Source organism: Streptococcus sp. HMSC10E12 (genome assembly GCF_001807855.1).
In the GTDB taxonomy this organism is placed as follows: Bacteria; Bacillota; Bacilli; order Lactobacillales; family Streptococcaceae; genus Streptococcus; species Streptococcus salivarius.
In genome coordinates this window covers 356724-380817 of the sequence record NZ_KV791083.1, presented here as the reverse complement: position 1 = coordinate 380817, position 24094 = coordinate 356724, and the positions used below count along the sequence as shown (strand labels likewise).

General features: G+C 41.7%; 21 protein-coding genes. 14 read left to right on the top strand and 7 right to left on the bottom strand.

What is annotated here, in order from left to right:
- The first annotated feature begins 116 nt into the window (after positions 1-116).
- From pgk to HMPREF3112_RS03135, 5 genes are all read left to right on the top strand, one after another.
- The gene (gene pgk, locus HMPREF3112_RS03155) at positions 117-1316 is read left to right on the top strand and encodes a phosphoglycerate kinase (RefSeq protein WP_002884739.1); all 1200 of its coding nucleotides are present in this window, start codon (positions 117-119) and stop codon (positions 1314-1316) included.
- A gap of 187 nt (positions 1317-1503) precedes the next feature.
- Complete coding sequence (locus HMPREF3112_RS03150) at positions 1504-2007, top strand: FUSC family protein (protein WP_002884568.1); 504 nt, start codon at positions 1504-1506, stop codon at positions 2005-2007.
- Positions 2008-2180: 173 nt separating this feature from the next.
- Positions 2181-2555, top strand: a complete 375-nt coding sequence (locus HMPREF3112_RS03145; protein ID WP_004183576.1) for a MerR family transcriptional regulator — start codon at positions 2181-2183, stop codon at positions 2553-2555.
- Between the two features lie 48 nt (positions 2556-2603).
- A complete protein-coding gene (gene glnA, locus HMPREF3112_RS03140) occupies positions 2604-3947 on the top strand; it encodes a type I glutamate--ammonia ligase (protein ID WP_002884322.1) in 1344 nt (447 codons plus the stop codon).
- Positions 3948-4133: 186 nt separating this feature from the next.
- On the top strand, positions 4134-4766 hold the full coding sequence (locus tag HMPREF3112_RS03135; protein WP_070437990.1) for a CHAP domain-containing protein: 633 nt from the start codon (positions 4134-4136) through the stop codon (positions 4764-4766).
- 100 nt (positions 4767-4866) lie between these two features.
- On the opposite strand, the gene rnjA is transcribed toward HMPREF3112_RS03135, so the two are convergent.
- Both rnjA and HMPREF3112_RS03125 read right to left on the bottom strand, forming a co-directional pair.
- Positions 4867-6549 carry a ribonuclease J1 gene (gene rnjA, locus HMPREF3112_RS03130; protein ID WP_070437987.1) on the bottom strand — a complete coding sequence of 561 codons (1683 nt, stop codon included), beginning with the start codon at positions 6547-6549 and terminating at the stop codon, positions 4867-4869.
- Positions 6550-6553: 4 nt separating this feature from the next.
- On the bottom strand, positions 6554-6784 hold the full coding sequence (locus HMPREF3112_RS03125; protein WP_002884752.1) for a DNA-dependent RNA polymerase subunit epsilon: 231 nt from the start codon (positions 6782-6784) through the stop codon (positions 6554-6556).
- Positions 6785-7044: 260 nt separating this feature from the next.
- Here HMPREF3112_RS03125 and tsaB point away from each other — a divergent pair, with 260 nt between their 5' ends.
- The 5 genes from tsaB to HMPREF3112_RS03100 are packed head-to-tail and all read left to right on the top strand — an operon-like array spanning position 7045 to position 10216.
- Complete coding sequence (gene tsaB / locus HMPREF3112_RS03120; RefSeq protein WP_002884700.1) at positions 7045-7731, top strand: tRNA (adenosine(37)-N6)-threonylcarbamoyltransferase complex dimerization subunit type 1 TsaB; 687 nt, start codon at positions 7045-7047, stop codon at positions 7729-7731.
- On the top strand, positions 7691-8146 hold the full coding sequence (rimI, locus tag HMPREF3112_RS03115) for a ribosomal protein S18-alanine N-acetyltransferase (protein WP_037604732.1): 456 nt from the start codon (positions 7691-7693) through the stop codon (positions 8144-8146). The genes tsaB and rimI overlap by 41 nt, the downstream gene beginning before the upstream one ends.
- Complete coding sequence (tsaD, locus tag HMPREF3112_RS03110) at positions 8146-9159, top strand: tRNA (adenosine(37)-N6)-threonylcarbamoyltransferase complex transferase subunit TsaD (protein ID WP_002884621.1); 1014 nt, start codon at positions 8146-8148, stop codon at positions 9157-9159. The genes rimI and tsaD overlap by 1 nt, the downstream gene beginning before the upstream one ends.
- 51 nt (positions 9160-9210) lie before the next feature.
- Positions 9211-9903 carry an AzlC family ABC transporter permease gene (locus HMPREF3112_RS03105; RefSeq protein WP_002884750.1) on the top strand — a complete coding sequence of 231 codons (693 nt, stop codon included), beginning with the start codon at positions 9211-9213 and terminating at the stop codon, positions 9901-9903.
- Positions 9890-10216: an AzlD domain-containing protein gene (locus tag HMPREF3112_RS03100; protein ID WP_048674977.1), complete on the top strand. Its 327-nt coding sequence runs from the start codon at positions 9890-9892 to the stop codon at positions 10214-10216. The genes HMPREF3112_RS03105 and HMPREF3112_RS03100 overlap by 14 nt, the downstream gene beginning before the upstream one ends.
- A gap of 51 nt (positions 10217-10267) precedes the next feature.
- On the opposite strand, the gene HMPREF3112_RS03095 is transcribed toward HMPREF3112_RS03100, so the two are convergent.
- From HMPREF3112_RS03095 to rnhC, 3 genes are read right to left on the bottom strand one after another with little or no spacing between them, the layout of a single operon-like run.
- Entirely contained in the window at positions 10268-12772 is a 2505-nt protein-coding gene (locus HMPREF3112_RS03095; RefSeq protein ID WP_070437984.1) for an SF1B family DNA helicase RecD2, read from the bottom strand.
- A gap of 60 nt (positions 12773-12832) precedes the next feature.
- The gene (gene lepB, locus HMPREF3112_RS03090) at positions 12833-13474 is read right to left on the bottom strand and encodes a signal peptidase I (protein ID WP_002884233.1); all 642 of its coding nucleotides are present in this window, start codon (positions 13472-13474) and stop codon (positions 12833-12835) included.
- A gap of 18 nt (positions 13475-13492) precedes the next feature.
- The gene (gene rnhC / locus HMPREF3112_RS03085; protein ID WP_070437981.1) at positions 13493-14383 is read right to left on the bottom strand and encodes a ribonuclease HIII; all 891 of its coding nucleotides are present in this window, start codon (positions 14381-14383) and stop codon (positions 13493-13495) included.
- Positions 14384-14699: 316 nt separating this feature from the next.
- On the opposite strand from rnhC, the gene zapA reads away from it, so the two are divergent.
- Together zapA and HMPREF3112_RS03075 are read left to right on the top strand one after the other, a co-directional pair.
- Positions 14700-15014 carry a cell division protein ZapA gene (gene zapA / locus HMPREF3112_RS03080; protein WP_004183554.1) on the top strand — a complete coding sequence of 105 codons (315 nt, stop codon included), beginning with the start codon at positions 14700-14702 and terminating at the stop codon, positions 15012-15014.
- Positions 15011-15553, top strand: a complete 543-nt coding sequence (locus tag HMPREF3112_RS03075; RefSeq protein WP_002884677.1) for a CvpA family protein — start codon at positions 15011-15013, stop codon at positions 15551-15553. The genes zapA and HMPREF3112_RS03075 overlap by 4 nt, the downstream gene beginning before the upstream one ends.
- A 103-nt stretch (positions 15554-15656) precedes the next feature.
- Here HMPREF3112_RS03075 and HMPREF3112_RS03070 read toward each other — a convergent pair whose 3' ends face one another.
- The gene (locus tag HMPREF3112_RS03070; protein WP_049545827.1) at positions 15657-18005 is read right to left on the bottom strand and encodes an endonuclease MutS2; all 2349 of its coding nucleotides are present in this window, start codon (positions 18003-18005) and stop codon (positions 15657-15659) included.
- A gap of 174 nt (positions 18006-18179) precedes the next feature.
- Between HMPREF3112_RS03070 and polA the strand changes: the two genes are divergently transcribed.
- Together polA and HMPREF3112_RS03060 are read left to right on the top strand one after the other, a co-directional pair.
- A complete protein-coding gene (gene polA / locus HMPREF3112_RS03065) occupies positions 18180-20819 on the top strand; it encodes a DNA polymerase I (RefSeq protein WP_070437978.1) in 2640 nt (879 codons plus the stop codon).
- 416 nt (positions 20820-21235) lie between these two features.
- A complete protein-coding gene (locus HMPREF3112_RS03060) occupies positions 21236-22333 on the top strand; it encodes a DUF6287 domain-containing protein (protein WP_155198302.1) in 1098 nt (365 codons plus the stop codon).
- A 295-nt stretch (positions 22334-22628) separates the two neighbouring features.
- Here the strand turns inward: HMPREF3112_RS03060 and mutY are convergent, their stop codons facing one another.
- Positions 22629-23780, bottom strand: coding sequence for an A/G-specific adenine glycosylase (gene mutY, locus HMPREF3112_RS03055; RefSeq protein ID WP_070437975.1), 1152 nt, complete (start codon positions 23778-23780; stop codon positions 22629-22631).
- Positions 23781-24094: the final 314 nt, after the last annotated feature.

Genomic DNA, 24094 nt, shown 5'->3' with positions numbered 1-24094 from the left:
TATATGCTAAATGTCTTATACTCGCAATAAGCTAGAAATCCTTCTGATTTTGCTATCTCTTTTATGCATTTTGTGATATAATGAAAACGTATTAAAAAATTAAGGAGTCTGATCAAATGGCTAAATTGACTGTTAAAGATGTTGACTTGAAAGGGAAAAAAGTTCTCGTTCGTGTTGACTTCAACGTACCTGTAAAAGATGGCGTGATCACTAACGACAACCGTATCACTGCTGCCCTTCCAACTATCAAGTACATTCTTGAACAAGGTGGACGTGCAATCCTCTTCTCTCACCTTGGACGTGTAAAAGAAGAAGCTGATAAAGAAGGCAAATCACTTGCTCCTGTAGCTGCTGACTTGGCTGCTAAATTGGGTCAAGACGTTAAATTTATCCCAGGTGTTACACGTGGTGCTGAATTGGAAGCAGCTGTTAACGCTCTTGAAGATGGACAAGTTCTCTTGGTTGAAAACACTCGTTTTGAAGATGTTGATGGCAAGAAAGAATCTAAAAATGATCCTGAACTTGGTAAATACTGGGCATCACTTGGAGATGGTATCTTCGTAAACGATGCATTCGGTACAGCTCACCGTGCACACGCATCTAACGTTGGTATCTCAGCAAACGTTGATAAAGCTGTTGCTGGTTTCCTTCTTGAAAACGAAATTGCTTACATCAAAGAAGCAGTTGAAACTCCAGAACGTCCATTCGTAGCTATCCTTGGTGGTTCTAAAGTATCTGATAAGATTGGTGTTATCGAAAACCTTCTTGCAAAAGCTGATAAAGTTCTTATCGGTGGTGGTATGACTTACACATTCTACAAAGCACAAGGTATCGAAATCGGTAACTCACTTGTAGAAGAAGATAAACTTGATGTTGCTAAAGCTCTTCTTGAAAAATCAAACGGTAAATTGATCTTGCCAGTTGACTCAAAAGAAGCTAATGCATTTGCTGACTACACTGAAGTGAAAGACACTGAAGGTGAAGCAGTAGACCCAGGTTTCCTTGGTTTGGATATCGGTCCTAAATCAATTGCTGAATTCGATAAAGCCTTGACTGGTGCGAAAACAGTTGTATGGAATGGTCCTATGGGTGTATTTGAAAACCCTGACTTCCAAGCTGGTACAATCGGTGTGATGGACGCAATCGTGAAACAACCAGGCGTTAAATCAATCATCGGTGGTGGTGACTCAGCTGCTGCAGCAATCAACCTTGGACGTGCAGATAAATTCTCATGGATCTCTACTGGTGGTGGTGCTTCTATGGAACTTCTTGAAGGTAAAGAACTTCCAGGATTGGCTGCACTTACTGATAAATAAGTCTATTAGAATGAAAAGAGTTGGGAAACCAACTCTTTTTTGTGTCATCTCTTTGAATATTTGATAGAGGCTTAAATTATTATTGGGAAGTAAATTTCTCTCAAAAAATTGCGATTATTAGTTTGAACTTTGCGTCATAATACTGTAGAAGTAGCCAAAAGTTTCATAATCATGTTAAAATAGTAAAATGGGATTGAAATTTGAACCGAAAAAATTTAAATTTGGTATGCGTACACTTAAGACGGGGATTGCTGTCTTTCTTGTTTTAGGTCTTTTTTCTGCTTTAGGGTGGGAAGGGCTTCAGATTGGTTGTTTGACAGCAGTCTTTAGTCTTCGAGAAAACTTTGACAGAAGTATTCAGTTTGGTAAATCACGTATTTTTGCGAATACGGTTGGAGGGCTTTTGTCGCTATTATTTTACTTTGTGAATATGTGGTTTAATCATTCAGTTTGGGTGACCTTGCTATTGGTTCCAATTTTGACAATGCTGACGATTGTCATTAATGTGTCTTTTAATAATGCATCTGGTGTTATTGGAGGGGTGGCTGCACTTCTGATTATTACTTTGTCTATTCCACCTGATAATACCTTTACTTATGTTATTGCACGAGTCTTTGAAACTTTCTGTGGAGTCTTTATAGCAATCCTTGTCAATTATGATTATGATTGGTTACTTAAACACTTAAAATAAGAATGATAGGGTTCTATTGAACTCTATTTTTTATGTTTTTTTGATAAAATCCTTAAATTAGAGCGAATACACAATATAATGTTCGGGAATTGCTCGTTGTGTAAGAAAAAGTAACATAAACTGTTGACATGTAGAAATATTCAGAATATAATTGTTAGGAAAGGAGGATGATCATGGCAAGAGAGAAAGAATTAAGACGTTCTCTAGCTGTTTTTCCGATTGGAACAGTTATGAAATTGACGGATTTAACTGCTCGTCAAATTCGTTACTATGAAGATCAAGGTTTAATTCAACCTGAACGTACAGCTGGAAATCGTCGTATGTACTCATTAAATGATATGGATCGTTTATTGGAAATCAAAGATTTTTTGGATGATGGTTACAATATTGCAGCGATTAAGCATGAGTACGAAGAGCGTGAAGTTCGTGCCCAACAAAAACAAGCGGCTTTAACAGATGCGGACGTTCGACGTATCTTGCATGATGAACTCCTTCAGCAAGGCCGTTTTACGACCCCGTCACAACAATTTGGTAACTTGCGTATCTAATTACGCTTTGAACTTTTATTTTTGGTTTTTATAAAGGAGACCCCTATTATGGCAATCACAGCAGCTGATATTCGTCGCGAAGTCAAAGAGAAGAATGTTACTTTCTTGCGTTTAATGTTCTCTGATATTCTTGGTGTTATGAAGAACGTTGAAATTCCTGCGACAGATGAACAGTTGGATAAGGTACTTTCAAATAAAGCTATGTTTGATGGTTCATCAATCGAGGGATTTGTTCGTATCAACGAATCTGATATGTATCTTTACCCAGATCTTGATACGTGGACAGTTTTCCCTTGGGGGGATGAAAATGGTGCAGTAGCTGGTCTTATTTGTGATATCTATACCTCTGCAGGTGAACCATTTGCTGGTGACCCTCGTGGTAACTTGAAAAAGGCTTTGCGTCATATGGAAGAAGTTGGTTATAAATCATTTAACCTTGGACCAGAACCAGAATTCTTCCTTTTCAAATTAGATGAACAAGGTAATCCTACACTTGAAGTTAACGATAAAGGTGGTTATTTTGACCTTGCACCAACTGACCTTGCAGATAACACACGTCGTGAAATCGTTAATGTGTTGACAGAAATGGGATTCGATGTTGAAGCATCTCACCACGAAGTGGCTGTTGGTCAACATGAAATCGACTTCAAGTATACAGATGTTTTGAAGGCTTGTGATAATATCCAAATTTTCAAATTGGTTGTTAAGACAATCGCTCGTAAACATGGTCTTTATGCGACATTTATGGCGAAACCTAAATATGGTATTGCTGGTAGCGGTATGCACTGTAACATGTCTCTCTTCACTGAAGAAGGAAATGCATTCTTTGATCCAGAGGATCCACGTGGTATGCAATTGTCTCAAGATGCTTACTACTTCCTTGGTGGTTTGATGAAACATGCATACAACTATACTGCAATTATTAACCCAACAGTTAACTCTTACAAACGTTTGGTTCCTGGATACGAAGCTCCTGTATATATTGCATGGGCAGGTAGCAACCGTTCACCATTGATTCGCGTTCCTGCGTCTCGTGGTATGGGTACACGTTTGGAATTACGTTCAGTAGACCCAATGGCAAACCCATACTTGGCACTTGCAGTTCTTTTGGAAGCTGGTCTTGATGGTATTATTAACAAGATTGATGCTCCAGATCCAGTTGAAACAAACATCTACTCAATGTCTCCTGAAGAACGTAAAGAGGCTGGTATTATTGATTTGCCATCAACACTTCGTAACGCTCTTAAAGCATTGGAAACAGATGAAGTGGTTCGTCAAGCTTTGGGTAATCATATCTATACAAACTTCCTTGATGCGAAACGTATGGAATGGGCAAGTTATGCTACCTTTGTTTCACAATGGGAAATTGATAACTACTTGGACATTTATTAATAAATTAAATTTGAAGATCAGGTTATGCCTGGTTTTCTTTTTATTCTAAATTCATTAAGTTCTTGGACAAATTACGTAGTTTTAACTGAGCTGTTTTCTTTTGTCATATTTCTTTATTCCCCCTTAATCGCATTAAAATATGAGAGTGTTAAACTAATTTTATATTAATCTTATTCAGGGGGAAATATGAAAACTACAAAAAAAGCTGCTTTGGCAGTAGCCTCAAGTGCATTATTGCTCGGTCTTACAGTCGCACAAACAGTTAATGCTGATACTTATACAGTTCAAAATGGAGATTCATTCTTCGGGATTGCTAGTCAGTATGGGGTAGATCCTTATCAATTGGCAGCTGAAAATAGCATGACTATTTGGTCAACAATTGTTCCTGGTGGAAGCTTGGAAGTTTCAGGTGCTACGACAGCAGTTGAGGAAACAACAGAAGCTTCTTCTTCAGAGGTAGCAGCTACTGATTCAGATGCTACTTGGAATCGTTATCCAGTTGGTCAATGTACATGGGGTGTTAAGGAAGTCGCTCCATGGGCAAGTAACTGGTGGGGTAATGGTGGCGATTGGGCAGGAAGCGCTGCTAGCCAAGGTTATGCTGTAGGTTCAACACCTGTGACAGGATCAATTGTATGTTGGACTGATGGTGGTTACGGTCACGTTGGTTATGTAACACAAGTTGGTCAAGATGGTCAAATTCAAATCTTGGAGTCAAACTATCAAGGTCAACAACAAATCAATAACTATCGTGGTTGGTTTGACCCACAAAATTCACTAACACCAGGTTCAGTATCTTACATTTATCCAGGTGCATAAAATGAAAAAAGCGTTATAAGCGCTTTTTTACTTGCTAGAATGGTGTGCTCTAGACTGGATTTAAACTTTAAAAAATGGTAGCCATCTAGCTACCATTTTTTTATTTATCAGGTGTGAGAATCATTGGAATAATGATTGGTTCACGTTCTGTTTTTTCATATAAGAATGGGCGTAAAACATTGACGATTGCTCCATTAACAGATTGGATGCTAGCATCCTTATTCTTAAGAGCGATACGAATAGCATTGAATAGAATGCGTTGGCTTTCGCGGATAAGATCGCCAGATTCACGCATGTAGATGAAGCCACGACTGAGGATGTCTGGACCGGCTAGAATCATCTTAGACTTGAAGTCGACAGTTGCTACGGCAAGTACGACACCATCTTCAGAGAGATCACGACGGTCACGAAGAACGGCAGCTCCGATATCCCCAATACCATTACCATCAACATAGATATCTTGAGCATTGAAGTGACCTGCACGACGCGCAGAGTCTTTTGTTAGGGCCAAGACATCACCATTTTCCATAATGAAGATATTATCTTTTGGAACACCACAATCAACAGCAAGACCTGCGTGGACTTTCTGCATGCGGTATTCACCGTGAACAGGCATAAAGAATTTTGGTTTGATCAAACGAAGCATGAGTTTTTGCTCTTGTTGACCACCGTGTCCAGAGGTATGGATATTGTTGATTTTACCGTGGATAACATCGACCCCAGCTTCTTGAATAGTATTAATCAAGCGGTTAACGCTGGTTGTGTTTCCTGGGATAGGGCTAGATGAGAAGATAACAGTGTCACCAGGTTGTAGTGTCACTTGGCGGTGCATCCCGTTAGCGATACGTGCAAGGGCTGCCATAGGCTCTCCTTGAGAACCGGTACACATGATAAGAATCTCACTGGCATGGTAGTCTTTCATCTCACTAGGGTCAATGATAGTTCCTTTTGGAACTTTGATGTAGCCTAGTTCAACCCCGTTGACAATGGCTTTTTCCATAGAACGTCCGAAGACAACAATCTTACGGCCAGTTTTTACAGCGGCTTCGGCAGCTTGTTGCAGACGGAAAATATTTGAGGCAAATGAGGCGAAGATAATACGTCCGTGGATACCTTCAATAATTTTCATGATGGATTGACCAACGACCTTTTCGGAATTTGTGAAAGTTGGTACTTCAGCATTGGTTGAGTCTGAGAGGAGGCAAAGAACGCCTTCTTCACCAAGTGCAGCCATACGGTGAAGGTCTGCTGGCTCACCTACTGGGGTGAAGTCAAACTTAAAGTCACCGGTACACACAATTTTACCTTGAGGTGTATGGATGACAATACCGAGAGGTTCTGGAATTGAGTGAGTAGTACGGAAGAAGGTCACGCTCATATTTTTGAAAGTAAGCTCTGTATTAGCATTAATTTCATAGAGTTGTGCGTCACGAAGTAGTCCGTGTTCTTCCAACTTTCCTTTGATAAGAGCAAGAGCAAGTGGCCCTGCATAAATTGGGATATTTGCCTGTTTAAGAAGGAAGGGGATCCCACCAATATGGTCTTCGTGACCGTGGGTAATGACAAGTGCCTTTACACGATCAACGTTTTCAACGATGTAAGAATAGTCCGGGATAACATAGTCGATTCCGAGAAGATCATCCTCGGGGAATTTAATACCCGCATCGACGATGATAATCTCATCTTGGTATTCAATACCATAGGTATTTTTACCGATTTCCCCCAAACCACCAATCGCATAAACCCCAACTTCTTCAGGTTTTAGATTGATTTTTGATGCCATGGTCTTAGAACTCCGTTACTTCAAAAACGCCTGTTTCTTTTTCGTATTCAAGGGCTTTTTCTGAGAGGAGCTCGATGAATTCGATGTTATAGGCAGTGTTTTTTTCGATGATTTGACGAGCTTGGATACGTCCCTCAAGTTCAGTTTCTGCATCGATATCTAGGTAGAGTGATTTTGTCTGTTCACGGCGTGGATTACGCTCTTTAGTTTCTTGGTAAAAGACTTTATAAATCATGGTTTTCCTTTCTTTCCAAAAGGCTCTGCCATTCTATAAAAAAACCGGTCAAGTTAATCTTTCTATGATTTACTTGACGTTATGATATTCACTTTATGAGTAATAGCTAGTAGCCTTGATTCGTTTAACAATTACTATTATTGTACCATAAGATAAGGGCTAGATAAAGAAAATGGCGGAAAAAGTTGGAAAATGTTCGTTTCTGGGAAACAGTGACTTGTGTTATAATAGAAAAGCATAAAAGGAAACAAGGAAAAAAGATGAAAATATTAGCATTTGATACTTCTAGCACAGCTTTATCAGTAGCCTTGTTAGAAGATGAGAAACTAGTGGCAGAGTCAACTGTCACAGTAAAAAAGAACCACAGTATTAGTCTAATGCCCACCATTGATTTTTTAGTTGCTCAGGCAGGCTGGCAACCGTCTGATTTAGAACGTATTGTGGTTGCACAGGGTCCTGGATCCTACACAGGGCTTCGTGTGGCTGTCGCAACAGCTAAGACTTTAGCCTATGCCCTCGACATTGATTTGGTGGGAGTTTCAAGTCTACAGGGACTGACAGACCTTACAGTTGACGGTGTTGTGATTCCTATCATGGATGCCCGTCGTAATAATGTTTACGTTGGTTTTTATGAAAATGGTCAGGCTCTCGTCCCAGATTGCCATGCAGCTTTTGTAGATGTTCTTGAGCAAGCTAAAACTTTTGAAAAGGTGACATTTGTCGGTGAAGTGGCTAATTTTGTGGATCAGATTAAAGAAAGTCTCCCAGAAGCAACTATCTTGTCAAGTCTTCCGTCAGCCCAGTTAATTGGTCGTTTAGGCTTGTCCTTGCCTTCTGTTGATGTGGATGCTTTTGTTCCACATTACTTGAAGCGAGTTGAGGCGGAGGAGAATTGGCTTAAGACGCATGAGGAGACTAACCGTGACAACTACATCAAGCGCGTCTAGATTGAGTAGCCAGGAGCAAGCTCAACTGATTTATCAGATTTTGTCGGATGTTTATGACAAGTCTCCGTGGACGATAGAACAAGTGGTAGCAGACTTGGCTTTGGATACGACGGAGTATATCTATGTTTATGATCAGGAAGAAGTTGTTGGTTTTTTAGCCCTTCAAAATTTGGTGGGTGAGCTCGAGGTGACCAATATCGCCGTTTTAAAAGCTTATCAGGGGCGTGGTTATGCTAGTCAGCTGATGAAGCATTTGGAAGAGCGTAGTGAGCCTATATTTCTAGAAGTGAGGGCTTCAAATCAAGTCGCTCAGACACTTTATAGAAAATTTGGTTTTGAAAGTCTAGGGATTCGGAAAAATTATTATCATGAGCCTCAAGAAGATGCAGTTATCATGAGGCGAGAGGAAGTCTAATGGCAGATAGATATATTTTGGCAGTGGAGAGCTCGTGTGATGAGACTTCAGTTGCCGTTTTGAAAAATGAGAAGGAACTTTTAAGTAATATTATTGCCAGTCAGGTGGAAAGCCATAAACGTTTTGGTGGTGTTGTTCCTGAGGTGGCTAGCCGTCACCATGTGGAAGTGGTAACTCTTTGCATTAAAGATGCCCTTTCTGAGGCGGGAATTACTGCTGAACAACTAGATGCTGTAGCAGTAACCTATGGTCCTGGTTTGGTCGGGGCGCTCTTGGTCGGGATGGCAGCTGCTAAGGCCTTCGCTTGGGCACACGGATTGCCTTTGATTCCAGTTAACCATATGGCTGGGCATCTTATGGCAGCGCGTGAGGTTCAAGAATTGGAATATCCCCTCTTAGCACTTTTGGTGTCTGGGGGACACACAGAGTTGGTTTATGTGTCAGAACCGGGGGATTACAAGATTGTTGGTGAGACACGTGATGATGCAGTTGGTGAGGCCTATGACAAGGTCGGGCGTGTGATGGGTTTGACCTACCCAGCCGGGCGTGAAATTGATGAATTGGCTCATAAAGGGAAAGATGTTTATGATTTTCCACGCGCTATGATTAAGGAAGACCACTTGGAGTTTTCATTTTCAGGCCTGAAGTCAGCCTTCATCAATTTACATCACAATGCAGAACAGAAGGGAGAAGCACTAGTTAAAGAAGACCTTTGTACTTCTTTCCAAGCTGCTGTGTTGGATATCCTTCTAGCTAAGACTAAGAAAGCCTTGGAGCGTTATCCTGTCAAGACACTTGTTGTTGCAGGTGGCGTGGCAGCTAATCAGGGCTTACGAGAACGTTTGGCTGAAGAAATCACAGATGTAGATGTAGTCATTCCGCCTTTACGTCTTTGTGGTGACAATGCTGGCATGATTGCTCTAGCAGCTGCTATTGAATGTGATCAAAAACATTTTGCTGAGTTGGACTTGAATGCAAAACCAAGTCTAGCCTTTGCAGGATTTGAAGAATAAGAAGAACCTCTTACTAGTTTGGTAAGAGGTTCCTTTAGAAAGGAATTGAGTGTGTCTGACTTTCGTTTAGGTGTAAAAGCCGCAGTACCGACAGCTTTAGGCTATGTAGCTATTGGTCTAGCCTTTGGTGTTGTAGCAGCCGCTTCGGGTTTATCAGCCCTTGAGGTTGGCCTCATGTGTGCCTTGGTCTATGGTGGCTCGGCCCAGTTTGCCATGTGTGCCTTAGTAGTTGCAGGAGCTGGTCTAGGTGAGTTAACCTTGACTGTTTTCTTGGTTAATTTGCGTAACATGTTGATGAGTTTACATGCAACGACGATTTTTACAAAAACAAGCCTCTGGAATCAGCTGGGAATTGGTAGTCTGATTACGGATGAAAGTTATGGTGTCTTGTTGGGAGAATATGTGCATCATAAAGATATTCCTGCTAACTGGATGCATGGTAACAATATTTTCAGCTATTTGGTTTGGATTGTATCATCAGTTATTGGTTGTTTGATTGGTTCCATGATTCCTAATCCTGAGCTATTTGGTTTGGATTTTGCTTTGATTGCCATGTTTATTGGTTTGTTGAGTAGTCAGATTGATGCCTTGTTAGGGGAAGGCGTGCGTAAGCTACTCTTGATTTTACTATCTATTGCTGTGGCTTATCTGAGCTTTAGTGTCATCTTGTCGGAATCTTTGGCTGTTTTAGTGGCTACTTTGGTTGGATGTAGTGTGGGGGTGATGTGTGATGGCCGTCAATAAGTTTATTCTCATTTCTATTCTACTTGGGTTTGTGGTCAGCTGGGTTCCTCGTGTGCTTCCCTTTGTTTTAGTGAAATACAAGGGGCTTCCAGATATCTTTGTTCGATTTTTGCACTATTTACCAGTTTCTATCCTCTTTGCTCTGATTCTCTCTAGTCTCACGACTGAGAAGATTGGTCACTTGCCACAGTTTAAGTGGATGGAAATCCTGGCTACTGTGCCAACGGTAATTGTAGCCTTTAAGAGCAAAAATCTGCTCTATGCAGTAATCGTTGGTATAATATCTATGGCCCTGATTCGTTTACTATTTTAGCAAATGAAAAGACTTGGAGTTGCTCTTAGTGAGTCGTTCTCCAAGTCTTTTTTAGTTATTGTTAAAAAAGGCAGCTATATCGTCTTCGCTGAGACCAATCATTGGATTTATAGTTGACCAATTATCTTCAGTTAAACGATAGTTTTCTTCTGTTTGCACAGGTTTGTTAACAGACTTATCCACAGGTTGTGAATAAGTGTTAACAAGATCTGGGGATGGATTGATATTTTCCGAGAAGTCTTTGTTTTCAAGGGTTTCTGAGGGGTCGTTGTTTTTCGTTTTTGTTTGATTGGAGGCGTCTGTTGCCTCGTTTTTAACAATCTTTTCGACAGACTTATCAACAGCTTGTGTATAAGTTTGTTCAAAACGTTGGATGAGATAAGTATTTCGTTTAGCTCCCTCGTTGCGAACGGCATAATCAAAGGCAGCGATTTCCCCTAACATGACTAGTTTACTCTTGGCGCGTGTGATGGCGGTGTAGATGAGGTTACGTTGTAGCATACGTCCACTTTGTCGTGTGATGGGAAGGATAACGACTGGGAACTCACTCCCTTGGGATTTGTGGATTGACATGGCATAGGCCAGAGTAATCTTATTCCATTCGTTACGAGGATAGATAACCTCATTGCCATCGAAGGACATGTAAATTTCGTCCTGCTTGCTTTCAGTATATTTACCAGGGATGAGATCAGTAATGATGCCGATGTCGCCATTGAAGACATTGAGTTCGGTATCGTTGACCAGATGGAGAATTTTGTCGTTCTTACGGAAGAAAATATCATTAAAGGCAAACTGATTGGCCTTTTCTTGATGATTAAGTAGGTCCTGCATAATGGTATTGAGATTGTTAATACCAGCCTGTCCTCGATACATGGGAGCTAGAATCTGCACATCCTGAGCAGCGATCCCGCTCTTTATAGCGGCAGAGACAATTTTAGGAACCATCTGTGGAATATGGTTGGCATTGGCCTCAAAGTAAGAGCGGTCAGCCTTTTTCTCTGTGAAATCAGCGGGTAGTTGGCCTTGTCGCATCTGGCTAGCTAAGGTAACGATAGTGGAGTCCTCAGATTGTCTGAAAATTTTGGTCAGAGAAACCTTAGGCAAGTCATCAATCTGCAAAAGGTCAGCCAAGACCTGGCCAGGACCTACGGAAGGCAGTTGGTCTTGGTCACCTACGATGATGACTTGGGTTGAATCAGAGATACTTTCAAAGAGTTGATTGGCCAACCAAGTATCAACCATAGAAAACTCATCGATGATAATCAAGTCGCAATCGAGATAGTCCTCTAAGGTCTTGAAATCGTCCTCGCTATTGAGTCCCAAATGTCTATGGATAGTGGCACTAGGGAGTTGGGTGAGTTCGTTCATTCGACGAGCAGCCCGTCCCGTTGGCGCCGCTAAAATAATAGGCAAATCAGACTTTTTGAGATCTAGACCATGAAGGTCAGCATAGGTTTTGATAATTCCATTAATAACGGTGGTTTTCCCTGTTCCGGGACCACCTGTCAGGATGAAGACCTTGCTTTGTAGGGCTTTGATAATGGCATCTTTTTGAACCTTATCATAAGTAATACCAAGTTCCTCTTCCACCTCTTCAAGACTTGCTTGGATTTTGTCCTCTGCACTGATGTCAGGTTGGTCTTTCATGATACGAGTTAGGTGGGTATAGATGCCCTGTTCCGCAAAATATAGGGTATTATCAAAGATTTTAGTCTCTATATTTTGCACTTTATCCTCTTGGATGAGATTGGTTAATTCCTTCGCGACTAAGGCGGGGTCAAGTTCAATCTGACGAGCACTTTCCAAAAGGATGATAGTTCGTTCAAGCAAGGCTTTGGCTTCGATATAGGTGTCGCCTTCTTCCATGCTAGTTTCTAGCAGACAATGAATCAAGGCAGCTCGTAAACGCTCAGGAGCATCACTAGCAATCCCTAAGCGTTCGGCTAGTTGGTCGGCTATTTTAAATCCGATTCCTTGAACTTCTTCTACCAAGAGATAAGGGTGTTCTTCGATAAGGTTGAGCGATTCTTCCTTATATTGGTTGAAAATTTGTGAGGCAGCTTTTGGTGTGAGTCCATAGCTGGAAAGTTTGGACAAGATTTGTTCGGTTCCATAGTTGATTTTTAACTTTGCAACGAAGGCTTCTCGATTGACCTTGGACAGATTAGGAATCTGTTCTAATTTGCTCGTATCCTCGAGAATCTTGTCAATAGGGTCTTCACCATAAATCTCGACAATACGCTCAGCTGTTTTCTTACCAATCCCCTTAAAATTGTCGCTGGCGAAATACTTGATAAGACCGCTAGCAGAAGGTTTTGACCGTTCGTAGCGGGTCATTTGGAGTTGTTCACCATATTTTGGATGATTGGTTAGCTGACCCCAGAAAGTATAATCTTCACCTTCCATGACATCTCCCATGGTTCCTGTGACAATGATTTCATAGTCCTCAAAATCACTGTCTGTTTCGTCAATTTCTAAGAGTAGAATACGGAAAAAATTACTAGCGTTTTCGAAAATGACGCGTTCGATAGTTCCTGAAAAATAAAATTCTTGCATGTGTTTTTCCTAGATACATAATAAGGCTGGGTTTCCCCAACCTTATCTTATTTAGTGTTTTTAGTTGTCCTCAACGGTACCAATTTTATTAAGTGGCCAGAAGCGGAATTTAACTTCCCCTACAAGAGCACTCTTGTCAAAGTAACCAACGACTCGACTATCTTTGGAAACAATACGGTTGTCTCCAAGTAGGAAATATTTTCCTTCAGGAACAGTGACAGAGAAGGTCGTGTTACCGTCAGCATTGGTTGTAAAGGCCTTGGCATCCTTAGCTAGTTGTTGGAAGTAGCCACTCTTGCTCTTGTCATCGTTGTAAGCATATTCTTTTTGTAGCTTATCCTTGGCAAAGGCAGCTTGGAATTCTTTGAGGTATTCTTCCTTGACTTCTTTACCGTTGACAGTAAGTTTATCATTTTGATAGGTAATGGTATCACCTGGCATACCGATGATACGTTTGACGATTTGTTTCGTCTTACCGTCTTCGACTTCCTTGGCAACGACAATATCGAAGCGTTCAATGGATGTGTGTTTCAAAACGATAACACGTTGATTATTGGCTAGAGTAGGATCCATTGAGTGGCCGTCAACCTGGACAGGGAGCCAAAGGAAGAGGCGAGTCAAAAGGAAAAATGTGATAAAGAGGATAAAGAGTCCCCATTCACGAAGTAAAATGAGGAAGTATTGGGTCCATTTGTTTTTCATAGTTAAGGCCTTTCAGGGTTATTTTAAGCGTTGGTAGGCTTTTTTGGTATTGGCGAAATGATATTTAGCAGTAGCTTGGAGAGCCTGATCTCCGTAGGCTTGAAGAAGCTTAGTTGCGACCTGGTCAGATTTAGCACCAGCACCTGAAGGAAGGGTGTAGCCAACCTCTTGGCTGAGTTTGTCCAGATTTTCCAGGAAGAGATTGCGAGCGATGATAGAACTCACCGCAACAGCTAAGTATTTCCCCTCAGCCTTTTCTTCTAAAGTGATAGGAAAGTCAAAGCGATTGCGTTCATTCTTGAGGTATTTCTGATAATTTTTCTCACTGGTGAAGGCATCAATGACAATCTTATCTGGTTTAGCACCTGATTGTAACAATAGGAAGATAGCCTGATTGTGGAGAGCTACTTTAACGGACACAGCATTATGACTCTTACCGTCTCCAACCACTTCATTGTACTTTCTAGGCGAAAGAAGGAGTGCCTTGTGAGGAATTTTCTCCTCCAATATAGGTGCAATCTGACGAATCTTGATATCATTAAGATTTTTAGAATCATCGACCCCAAGAGATTTCAAAAAGGCATGGTCAGCCGGGGTAACTAGACTAGCTACAACAGCTAGACCACCAAAATAGGAGCCATTTCCGACTTCGTCTGATCCAATTAGGGCTAGGTTTTGCCCATCAGGTGAATGCTTAGGTTCAGCTTGGTATCCAAAACGGCTAGCCAAGACTTCTGGCTTAGCTCCTTGGAAAGTTACCTTTCCTGAAGTATAGGCGATGACACTTATTCCATCGACCTTGGCTGAAAAACTTGCATAAGGATTTTTAGTCGCAGTCGCATAGTTTGCCAGGTCCTTTTGGAGTGTCGAAATCTGCTCTGCTGTCATTTTTAATACGATTGTGCCCATGAAATCTATTTTAGCACAAAAAAGGAGAATTGGTAGATATTTTACAGACTCGAAATCCCTGAAAATTATTTTTCTAGAGAAGTGCAAAGTCTAAAATTTACGAAAGTTAAAATTTAGGATATAATGATTAGAAAGAGAATGCCTAACCATGCTCTTTTTTCCACAATTAGAGAAAATGGGTTGGCATTTAAGTATCGAACACGCCTCAGAGTAAGTGTCTGAATCTTGCTAACAAATGGCGATATAAAAGCAATAAAATAAGGAGAAGCTGCGGTGGCGAATCCGCGACCACCATTGATTGGCAGCTAACAAGCAAATGGCAAATAAGAACCGTTACAAATTTCATTTTGGAGAGAAGAACCTCACGCTAACAACTGATAAGGACAACCTTTTCATGGAAGAGGTGGAGCGTGTTGCCCATGAGAAATATAAAATTATCAAAGAGCAGATGAAAAATGCTGACAATGAAACAATCGCTATCCTAATGGCTATCAATTCTTTGTCAACTCAGTTGGAACGCGAAATTCAAGTTGAAGATATGGAAAAAGAGTTGGAAACGTTGAGAGCTAAGCAACTTGAGCAGCTCAAGGTTAAGGCGACAGCTACAAATGACGATGAGGATGACGCATGATTGGACTCCTTGTCTTAGCCATTATGGCTTGGAATTTCTACATTGGCTACCGTCGAGGCCTCTTTATGCAAGCTTATTACGTGGTTTCAGTCATTATCGCCATGTGTGTGGCGGCCTATTTCTACCGGTCGCTAGGAGAGGCTATCAATCTTTGGGTACCTTATACCAATCCAACCAAGGATGCTAGTATAGCTTTCTTTAAAGATCAGAACATCTTTTCACTTGACCGTGTCTATTATGCGGGCGTTGCTTATTTTGCTATCTACTGTATAGCCTATTACGGCTTACGCTTTCTTGGTATTTTCTTCCATTTTGTGAGAATTGAGCGACTTGATCAGAGACGTTACCAAGTGGTAGGTGGTGTCTTGGCCACCTTAGTGAGTCTTGTGCCTTTGACTATGTTGGGGAATATTCTTGCGACTGTTCCTATGAACAACATTCAAACGCTTTTGTCATCGAGTTGGGTTTTACGTATCTTGATTAATGGCTATTTTCCAGTTAGTCAGATTATCCAGCATTTGTGGACAAGTGTGATATAGAAAATAGAAGTCTTCCTTGATTGAGGAAGACTTTTTTTTGTTCATTGTTTTGGTAAGATATGAAAAAGACCGGACACAAGGTCTCAGTCTTTCTTAACTATTTTTACCCTAAGGTTGCAATGGTACATCCGGAACCACCGGCACTTTGTGGGGCATATTCAAAACTTTTAACGTGGCGATGACGGCGGAGATATTTGGTAACAGCATCACGGATGACACCTGTACCAATACCGTGGATGATGTCCACCTGACTCATGTTATTAAGTAGGGCTTGGTCAATAAAGGCATCAAGCTCTTGCATGGCTTCTTCGTAACGTTTCCCACGAAGGTCTAGACGGGCACGAGGACCGCCAGATGACTTTTTGGCTTTTTTAACCACGTTAATCTGTTTCTTCTTAGGTTGTTGGGCTTCCGCTTGGGCACGAACAAGAGTGAATTCATCCGCCTTGAGTGTCATCTTGATGAGACCTACCTGGGCTTCCCAGTTACCATTTTTGGCTTGACTGGTAAGGGTACCACGTTGACCATAGGCGGTAACAATGATATCATCTCCGATACGAGGGGCACGCGCAGCCTTTTCTTTCTTGGCCTTACGAAGGACTTTATTCTTAGAGAGGTCCACTTGAGGGGCAAGTTTCTTGAGTTTTCCTTTGGCGTCGATAACTTCATGAGGCTTGAGTTGACTCTTATCGTGGAGATTTTTGAGAATACTATCGCTCTCAGCCAAAGCTGTATCCACCATCTCTTGAATTTCTTTCTGAGCCTTTTCGAGTTCCTTGTCGTACTCATGGGAGAATTCATTATAGAGTTTCTTGACCGCACGGTTGAATTTAAGGTTTTCTTGCTCAACGTCCTTGATGTGCTCCAGACGTTTTTGTGTTTCCACAGTTTGGGCTTCAAGTTGCTCGATGATACGGTTGACATCACTATCAGTATCTGTGAGGTTTTCTGCTTCTTTGACAATAATCTCATTCAAACCGAGGCGGCGAGCAATCTCAAAAGCGTTAGAGCGACCAGGAACCCCCTGCATAAAACGATAGGTAGGGCTTAAAGTCGCTGTGTCAAACTCCATGCTGGCATTTTCCACATGTTGCGTCTCAATCCCATAGGCCTTAAGCTCAGGATAGTGAGTAGTAGCCATGGTCTTAATCTGACTTAAACGGAGGTGCTCTAGGATTGCCATGGCTAGACTAGCCCCTTCCTGAGGGTCAGTACCAGCCCCGAGCTCATCGACCAAGACAAGACTGTTGCTATCGGCAGCGTCCAGAATCTCAACAATATGTGTCATGTGACTAGAGAATGTTGACAAACTCTGTTCAATAGACTGTTCATCCCCGATGTCCGCAAAAATCTCTTGGAAAATGGCTACACGACTGCCCTTATCAGCCAAAATTGGAAGACCAGATTGAGCCATTAGTTGTGCTAATCCTAGAGTTTTAAGCATGACCGTTTTACCACCGGTATTGGGACCGGTGATGACAATGGCTGTGAGGTCCTCATCAAAGCGTAAATCGTTGGCTACTGGGTTGACCAAGAGAGGGTGACGAACGTTAAGTAGTTGGAGTGTTTGGTTGTCACTAATCTTTGGAATAACCGCCTTCTTATCTTGGAGATAGAGGTATTTTCCTCGAATAAAGTCCATGTGACCCAAAATCCAAGCGTTGTTAGCGATAGCAGCAGCTTGTGGACGGAGTTGATCAGACAATTCATGCAGGATACGAGCCATCTCATGACGTTCGTCTGCACGTAATTGTGTAATTTCTTCGTTAAGTTGGATAACGGCGCGTGGCTCGATATACACTGTGTTTCCAGAGCTTGAGATGTCATGCACAACCCCAGCAATACGGTTACGGTAGGTATTTTTGACAGGCAGCACTGAACGACCATTACGACTAGCAATCAGACTCTCAGCCAACATGTGGCCAGATTTTTTGAGAATGTCTTGCAAGGTCTGGCGAATGGCATCATCACAAGATTTGAGTTGACGACGGATATTTTGCAACTCAGGGCTAGCAAAATGCTCAATGAAACCACCGTCATTGATACTTTGAAGACTGCCTTGTAGACTTGGGAAGGCCTCAATCTTTTCGAAAAGACGTTTAAGAGCGACGAGCTCAACATTTTCAAGGTCAGCGTAGAAGCGACCAAGGTCAGCCGAAGCTTGCAGCACCTTCTTGATGGCAATGAGCTCCTGGATATTGAGATCAGCATCCAGTTCCAAGCGACGTAAGGGCTCAGAAATATCTCTCAGGCTACCAATAGCAAAGCCATGGTGCTCTACGAAAATCTCAGCCATTTCTTGAATTTCTGTAAATTGATTTTGAATTCTTTCTGGATTGGTCATAGGCACCAAGTCACGTAACTCCGCCTGAGCCTGTTCAGTCTGCAGGTATTCTGTGAACTGGTCCTTGACCTTGTTAAATTCTAATTGGTCTAAAATCTTTGTGTTCATAGCTTCTATTATAGCACATTTGCCTATGGGGCGTGGAGGTGGGAAATGGCTGAGGTCGTTTTATAGGTGGACTTTTGTTATCAGATGTTGACTAGCTATTTTTACAAAAGAGTCTCCCTAAAATAAGAGATTTTCAATTAAAACCAATGCTCTCATCTATGCTATAATAAACCTATGACTAATCAGAAAAAATTACTCCTAATCGACGGTTCATCCGTTGCCTTTCGTGCCTTTTTCGCACTTTATAATCAAATTGACCGTTTTCGTAACAATAATGGCCTTCATACCAACGCCATTTATGGCTTCCACCTCATGTTGGACAACCTGCTTGAGCGTATCCAACCGACTCATGTCTTGGTAGCCTTTGATGCTGGTAAAACAACTTTCCGTACAGAGATGTTTGCGGACTATAAGGCTGGTCGTGCCAAGACTCCAGAGGAATTCCGTGAGCAGTTCCCTTATATCCGTGAGATGTTGGCTGCACGTGGTATCGCCTATTATGATCTGGCTCAGTACGAGGCAGACGACATTATCGGTACCTTGGCTAAGATGGCTGAAAATACCAGTGAGGACTATCAAATTACTGTTGTCTCTGGGGATAAAGACTTGATTCAGCTGACTGACGAAAATACTGTCGTTGAAATTTCGAAGAAGGGTGTGGCTGAGTTTGAGGCCTTCACACCTGACTACCTCATGGAGAAAATGGGGATTACCCCTGCGCAATTCATCGACCTTAAGGCTCTCATGGGTGATAAGTCCGATAATATTCCAGGAGTTACTAAGATTGGTGAAAAGACTGGTCTCAAGCTCCTCTTGGAACACGGTTCCCTTGAAGGTATCTATGAGCATATTGATGAGATGAAGAAGTCCAAAATGAAGGAAAATCTCATCAATGATAAGGAACAGGCCTTCCTTTCTAAGACCTTGGCGACCATTGATACCCAGTCTCCTATTGAAATTGGCCTAGATGATACGGCCTTTACGGGACCTGACCTTGAAAAATTGGCAGCCTTTTATGACGAGATGGGCTTTGTTCAGTTCAAAAATGCCCTTGGTGGCGAGGCTGTGCCGCAGGATTTTGATGTGGCCTATACTGAGCCTAGCCAAGTGACAGCGGGTCACTTTAGCTCTGATGATTTCTTCTATTTTGAAATTCTCGGTGACAATTATCACACAGAACCTATCATCGGTTTTGCTTGGGGGAATGACAAGCAGATTTATGCGTCTACAGATACTGACCTACTCAAATCAGAGGCATTCCAGACAGCTCTTTCAAAAGCTGTTAATATCTACGATTTCAAGCGTAGTAAGGTGCTTTTGAGCCATTTAGGGATTGACTTGCCTACGGCTAATTTTGATGCACGTCTGGCCAAGTATCTGCTATCAACCGTTGAAGACAATGAATTGTCAACCATTGCCCGTCTCTATACGGACCTACCGTTGGAAACAGATGAAGTGGTCTATGGCAAGGGAGCTAAGCGTGCGGTTCCTGAAAAAGAGGTCTTGCTCAGCCATCTAGCTAAAAAAGTCAAGGTCCTTCAGGTTGCTAAACCGGTTATGCTTGAAAAATTGGCTGAACACGGTCAATCAGAGCTTCTCTTTGACATGGAGTTACCACTGGCAAATGTGCTAGCTAAGATGGAAATCGCTGGTATTAAGGTCAAGGGGCAAACCCTTAACGAGATGGCAGTGGAAAACCAAGTAGTCATCGATAAATTGACCCAAGAAATCTACGAAATGGCGGGCGAGGAGTTCAATATTAACTCGCCTAAACAGTTGGGTGTTATCCTCTTTGAAAAGATGGGGCTACCTTTGGAATACACTAAGAAAACCAAGACAGGTTACTCAACAGCTGTGGATGTCCTTGAACGTTTGGCTCCAATTGCTCCAATCGTAGCTAAAATTTTGGAGTACCGCCAAATCACCAAGCTTCAGTCTACCTATGTCTTGGGGCTTCAAGATTATATCCTTGAGGATGGCAAGATTCATACCCGTTATGTGCAGGATTTAACTCAGACAGGTCGTTTGTCATCAGTGGATCCCAACCTGCAAAATATCCCCGTTCGCTTGGAGCAAGGTCGTCTCATTCGTAAGGCCTTTGTCCCATCGACTGAGGACGCAGTCCTTTTAAGCTCGGATTACTCACAGATTGAGTTGCGCGTGCTTGCCCATATTTCGGGAGATGAACATTTGATTGCAGCCTTTAAAGAGGGGGCAGATATCCATACCTCTACAGCCATGCGTGTCTTTGGTATTGAAAAGCCAGAGGATGTTACACCTAACGACCGTCGTAATGCAAAGGCTGTTAACTTCGGGATCGTTTATGGCATTTCTGACTTTGGTCTATCCAACAACTTAGGCATTAGCCGTAAGAAGGCTAAGGAGTATATCGACACCTACTTTGAACGTTATCCTGGTATCAAGGCCTATATGGATAATGTGGTTCGTGAAGCCAAGGATAAGGGCTATGTCGAGACCCTCTTCCACCGCCGTCGTGAGTTGCCAGATATCAATTCTCGTAACTTTAACGTCCGCAACTTCGCAGAGCGTACAGCTATCAACTCGCCTATCCAAGGAAGTGCCGCTGATATCCTCAAGATTGCTATGATTAACCTAGACAAGGCTCTGGTAGAAGGTGGCTATAAAACTAAGATGCTCCTCCAGGTGCACGATGAAATCGTCCTTGAGGTGCCAAACGACGAACTTGTAGCTATGAAGGCCTTGGTTAAAGAAACCATGGAAGCTGCAGTCGAACTCGCTGTTCCTCTCATCGCAGATGAGAATGACGGCCGTACATGGTATGAGGCAAAGTAAAACATGAAAGAAAATTTTCCATTTACCTACTTTCTCTTGCGTTACATGCTAGGATTTCTGGCTGTTATCCTAGGTATTGTAGCAGTATTGGTGATTATCACCTACTTTATGACCAAGTAGAAATAGACAGATGAAAGCTGGACTGAGGTTCGGCTTTTTTTGATGCAGATATTTGTAAATGAAAAAAGAATCACTAATTAATATCTAGATATTTTAATCATAACTCTAATTTAATTGAGGATGGAATTGTTGGATCATAGTGAAATCTATGATTATATAAGTGTTCTTGATAAATAAATATAAATTAATTTTTCAAAAAATACTTGACTTATCAACCATACAATTGTTAACATAATGTCAGAGAGATTTAAATGATTTAATATTTATATTAGGTCGTTTCTTATGAAAGGATAGTTATGAAAAAGAAATTAACAGGATTTGCGCTCTTATCAAGTTTGTTCTTGTTGACAGCTTGTAACGCAACAAATACGGACGTTCCAGGTTCAGGCGACAGTACCTCTAAGTCTGAGCAAGTGAGTAGTGATTCATCTGAGACTGGGGAAGTGAGCTACGATGAACTCTACGCTTCGGTCTTGGACCTCTATCGTCCGATTGCTCTGAACGGCGATACGTCAGCTGTTCCAAGCAACCTCTCAACTGAGGAAGCTTATTCAACTAATACGATTTTTGAAGCCAATAGAGTGGGTGAAAAAGTCCAATATAGCTATGTAGACATCAACGATGATGGCTCAGCTGAGCTTTTGATTGGTACTCCTGACAGTGTTCACGCGCTATATTATCTTGATAATGATGACAAGCCTGTATTTGCAAAAAGTGCTGGAACCTTTGCCAAGGGTGGTTACTTGAGTACCATGAAATTTTATAAAGATGGTACGATTTACTGCCAACAATTCCAGCGTATGAGACCTGAGGCCAAGGCTGAGACCTATGAAATCAAGGATGGCGCCTTTAATCAACTTCAATCAGTTGATTTCAGCATGTCTGAGACAACTGATGGTGCAAGTAAGGTTGGCTTAGGTGACGCCCAGACTCTGGATTTGTCTTCCGAAGATTGGTATGACTTTGACGACTCAGGTAGCGACGAGACAGAAGCAAGCAGTAGCGACAGCAAATCAAATAAAGAGACTGGTATGGACATCAATGCTATTCAGAATGGTGATTTCTCAAGCATCGCTGGAACTTGGAAGAATGGCAAGGGCTATACGATGACCTTTGATAAAAATGGGTTAGTAAGTGATACTGAGAAGGTAGGAATTGAATATGGTAAAATCACTGATGGCTTTTTTAAAGCAGGACTTGTACCAAAAGAAGTTGGTCCTGGAGGTGGAATGATTGCATTCTTACCCAAAGGAGTAGCCTTGACCGGTTCTGTAACATCATCACCAAATGAGAAAGCTGATGATCAGTCAGATAAAAGTAAGGACCGCATCTGGAGTGGTCAGTCAATTTATGGCACCACTGACGACAGTTACTTCTTCTACAAAGTAGATTAATAATTCTCAAGCTGAAACTTGCACGTTTCGGCTTTTTTGTTTCCCATAGTGACATTTATGTCACTATTTTTTATTGGTCATCTTACCTATAATAGAAGCATAACTGAGAACAGCGACAGGAGTTCTTAATAAAAAGGAGTGTCGTATTATGATTGAATTTTTGATGTCAAAAAATGTAACTTATTTGGAATTGTTTTATATCTTTTTGGGAGTAGTTCTTTCAAAAGTATACCTTGCTTTGCGAGGCCGTAAGCACGATAAACTTGATGTATAAGAAAAAGGGTAGCACTCAATGCTATCCTTTTTTACTGTCTTCATAAGTTTTAATCATCTTCTTCTGTGGTGTGGCCATTGGGAACTGGTCAAAGTCTTGACTAGCCACCCAGCGTAGCTCCTTATCGGAAGTAGGTTTATCGTTCTTAACGCTACCTTCTACCATCTCTATAGTCCATTTTTGGTGGCTGAAGGTATGCTTTACGGGTGTAAAGCTATTGTTTGTCCACTCTGGTTTGAGGGCATAATTTTCCTCAAAAATAGCCTTTTGAGAGACTGTTTCGAGAATACTATCATCCTTTTCAAAAAGGCTGAGTTGTTGGCCAATAAAGTCTGTTTCCATGATAGGGAAGGACCAGAAACCACCCAGCAGACGTCCCTCGATATTTTTTTCGAGCAGAAATTCACCCTTTACATTTCTGATAATAAAAGCCTGAATTTGCATAGGTTTAGGCTTTTTCTTAGGCAATTTGATGGGGTATTTGTCATAGGTTCCATTGAGATAGGCTGCACAGAAAAAGCGAATAGGGCTTTCGTCGGGTCTTGGATTTTTAGCTGATTCGATATCAGTCCCAAGGTCCATAAGCGCCTGGTTAAAGTCACCTGGACGGTCAGGGTCAATCAAAATGTCCATAATCGCTTGGAAAATCTTACGATTTTTGGCGTCTCCGATATCGTAGTTAACCTCAAAGAGACGAGCCATAACCCGCATAACATTACCATCAACAGCAGGTTCTGGGAGCCCAAAAGCGATGCTAGAAATAGCACCAGCAGTATAGGGTCCGATGCCCTTGAGTTTGGCAATGTTTTCATAAGTATCTGGAAACTGGCCATCAAAGTCATTCATGATTTGTTGCGCAGCCTTTTGCATGTTTCGGACACGTGAATAGTAACCTAGCCCCTCCCAAGCTTTGAGAAGCTTCTCTTCTGGGGCTTCGGCCAAATATTTAACTGTTGGGAACCAGTCTAAAAAGCGCTCGTAATAGGGAATAACAGTCTGAACCTGGGTTTGTTGTAGCATGATTTCACTGACCCAGATATAGTATGGGTTTCTAGTCCTACGCCAGGGGAGGTCTCGTTTCTCTCGATCGTACCAGTCCAGGAGGGTGCGACGAAAAGACGCGATTTTCTCAGCATCCCACATGACAATGCCGTATTCTTTTAAATCTAACATGTCTCTATTGTAGCAAAGAAATCTTTTTTCAAAAAATTATGCGTTTTTCCGACAAAAGGATTGACAAAAGTAAGCGTTTACATTATACTAAAAGTGTAAAGAAGATAAGGATTCATCAAGGAGGTAAGAGCCATGGTGAGAGTAAATATTTCAAGGTACAAAAATGGAGACTAAAATCTCTAAACAAAACAGTAGGCAAAACAAATAACTTTACCAATCATCTCTGAGGAGCGTAACCACATGACAGTAGGGCGTTACAAGAACGGAGATTAATTCAGTCGCATAAAATAGCTACAAGGGAGTGATACCACCAG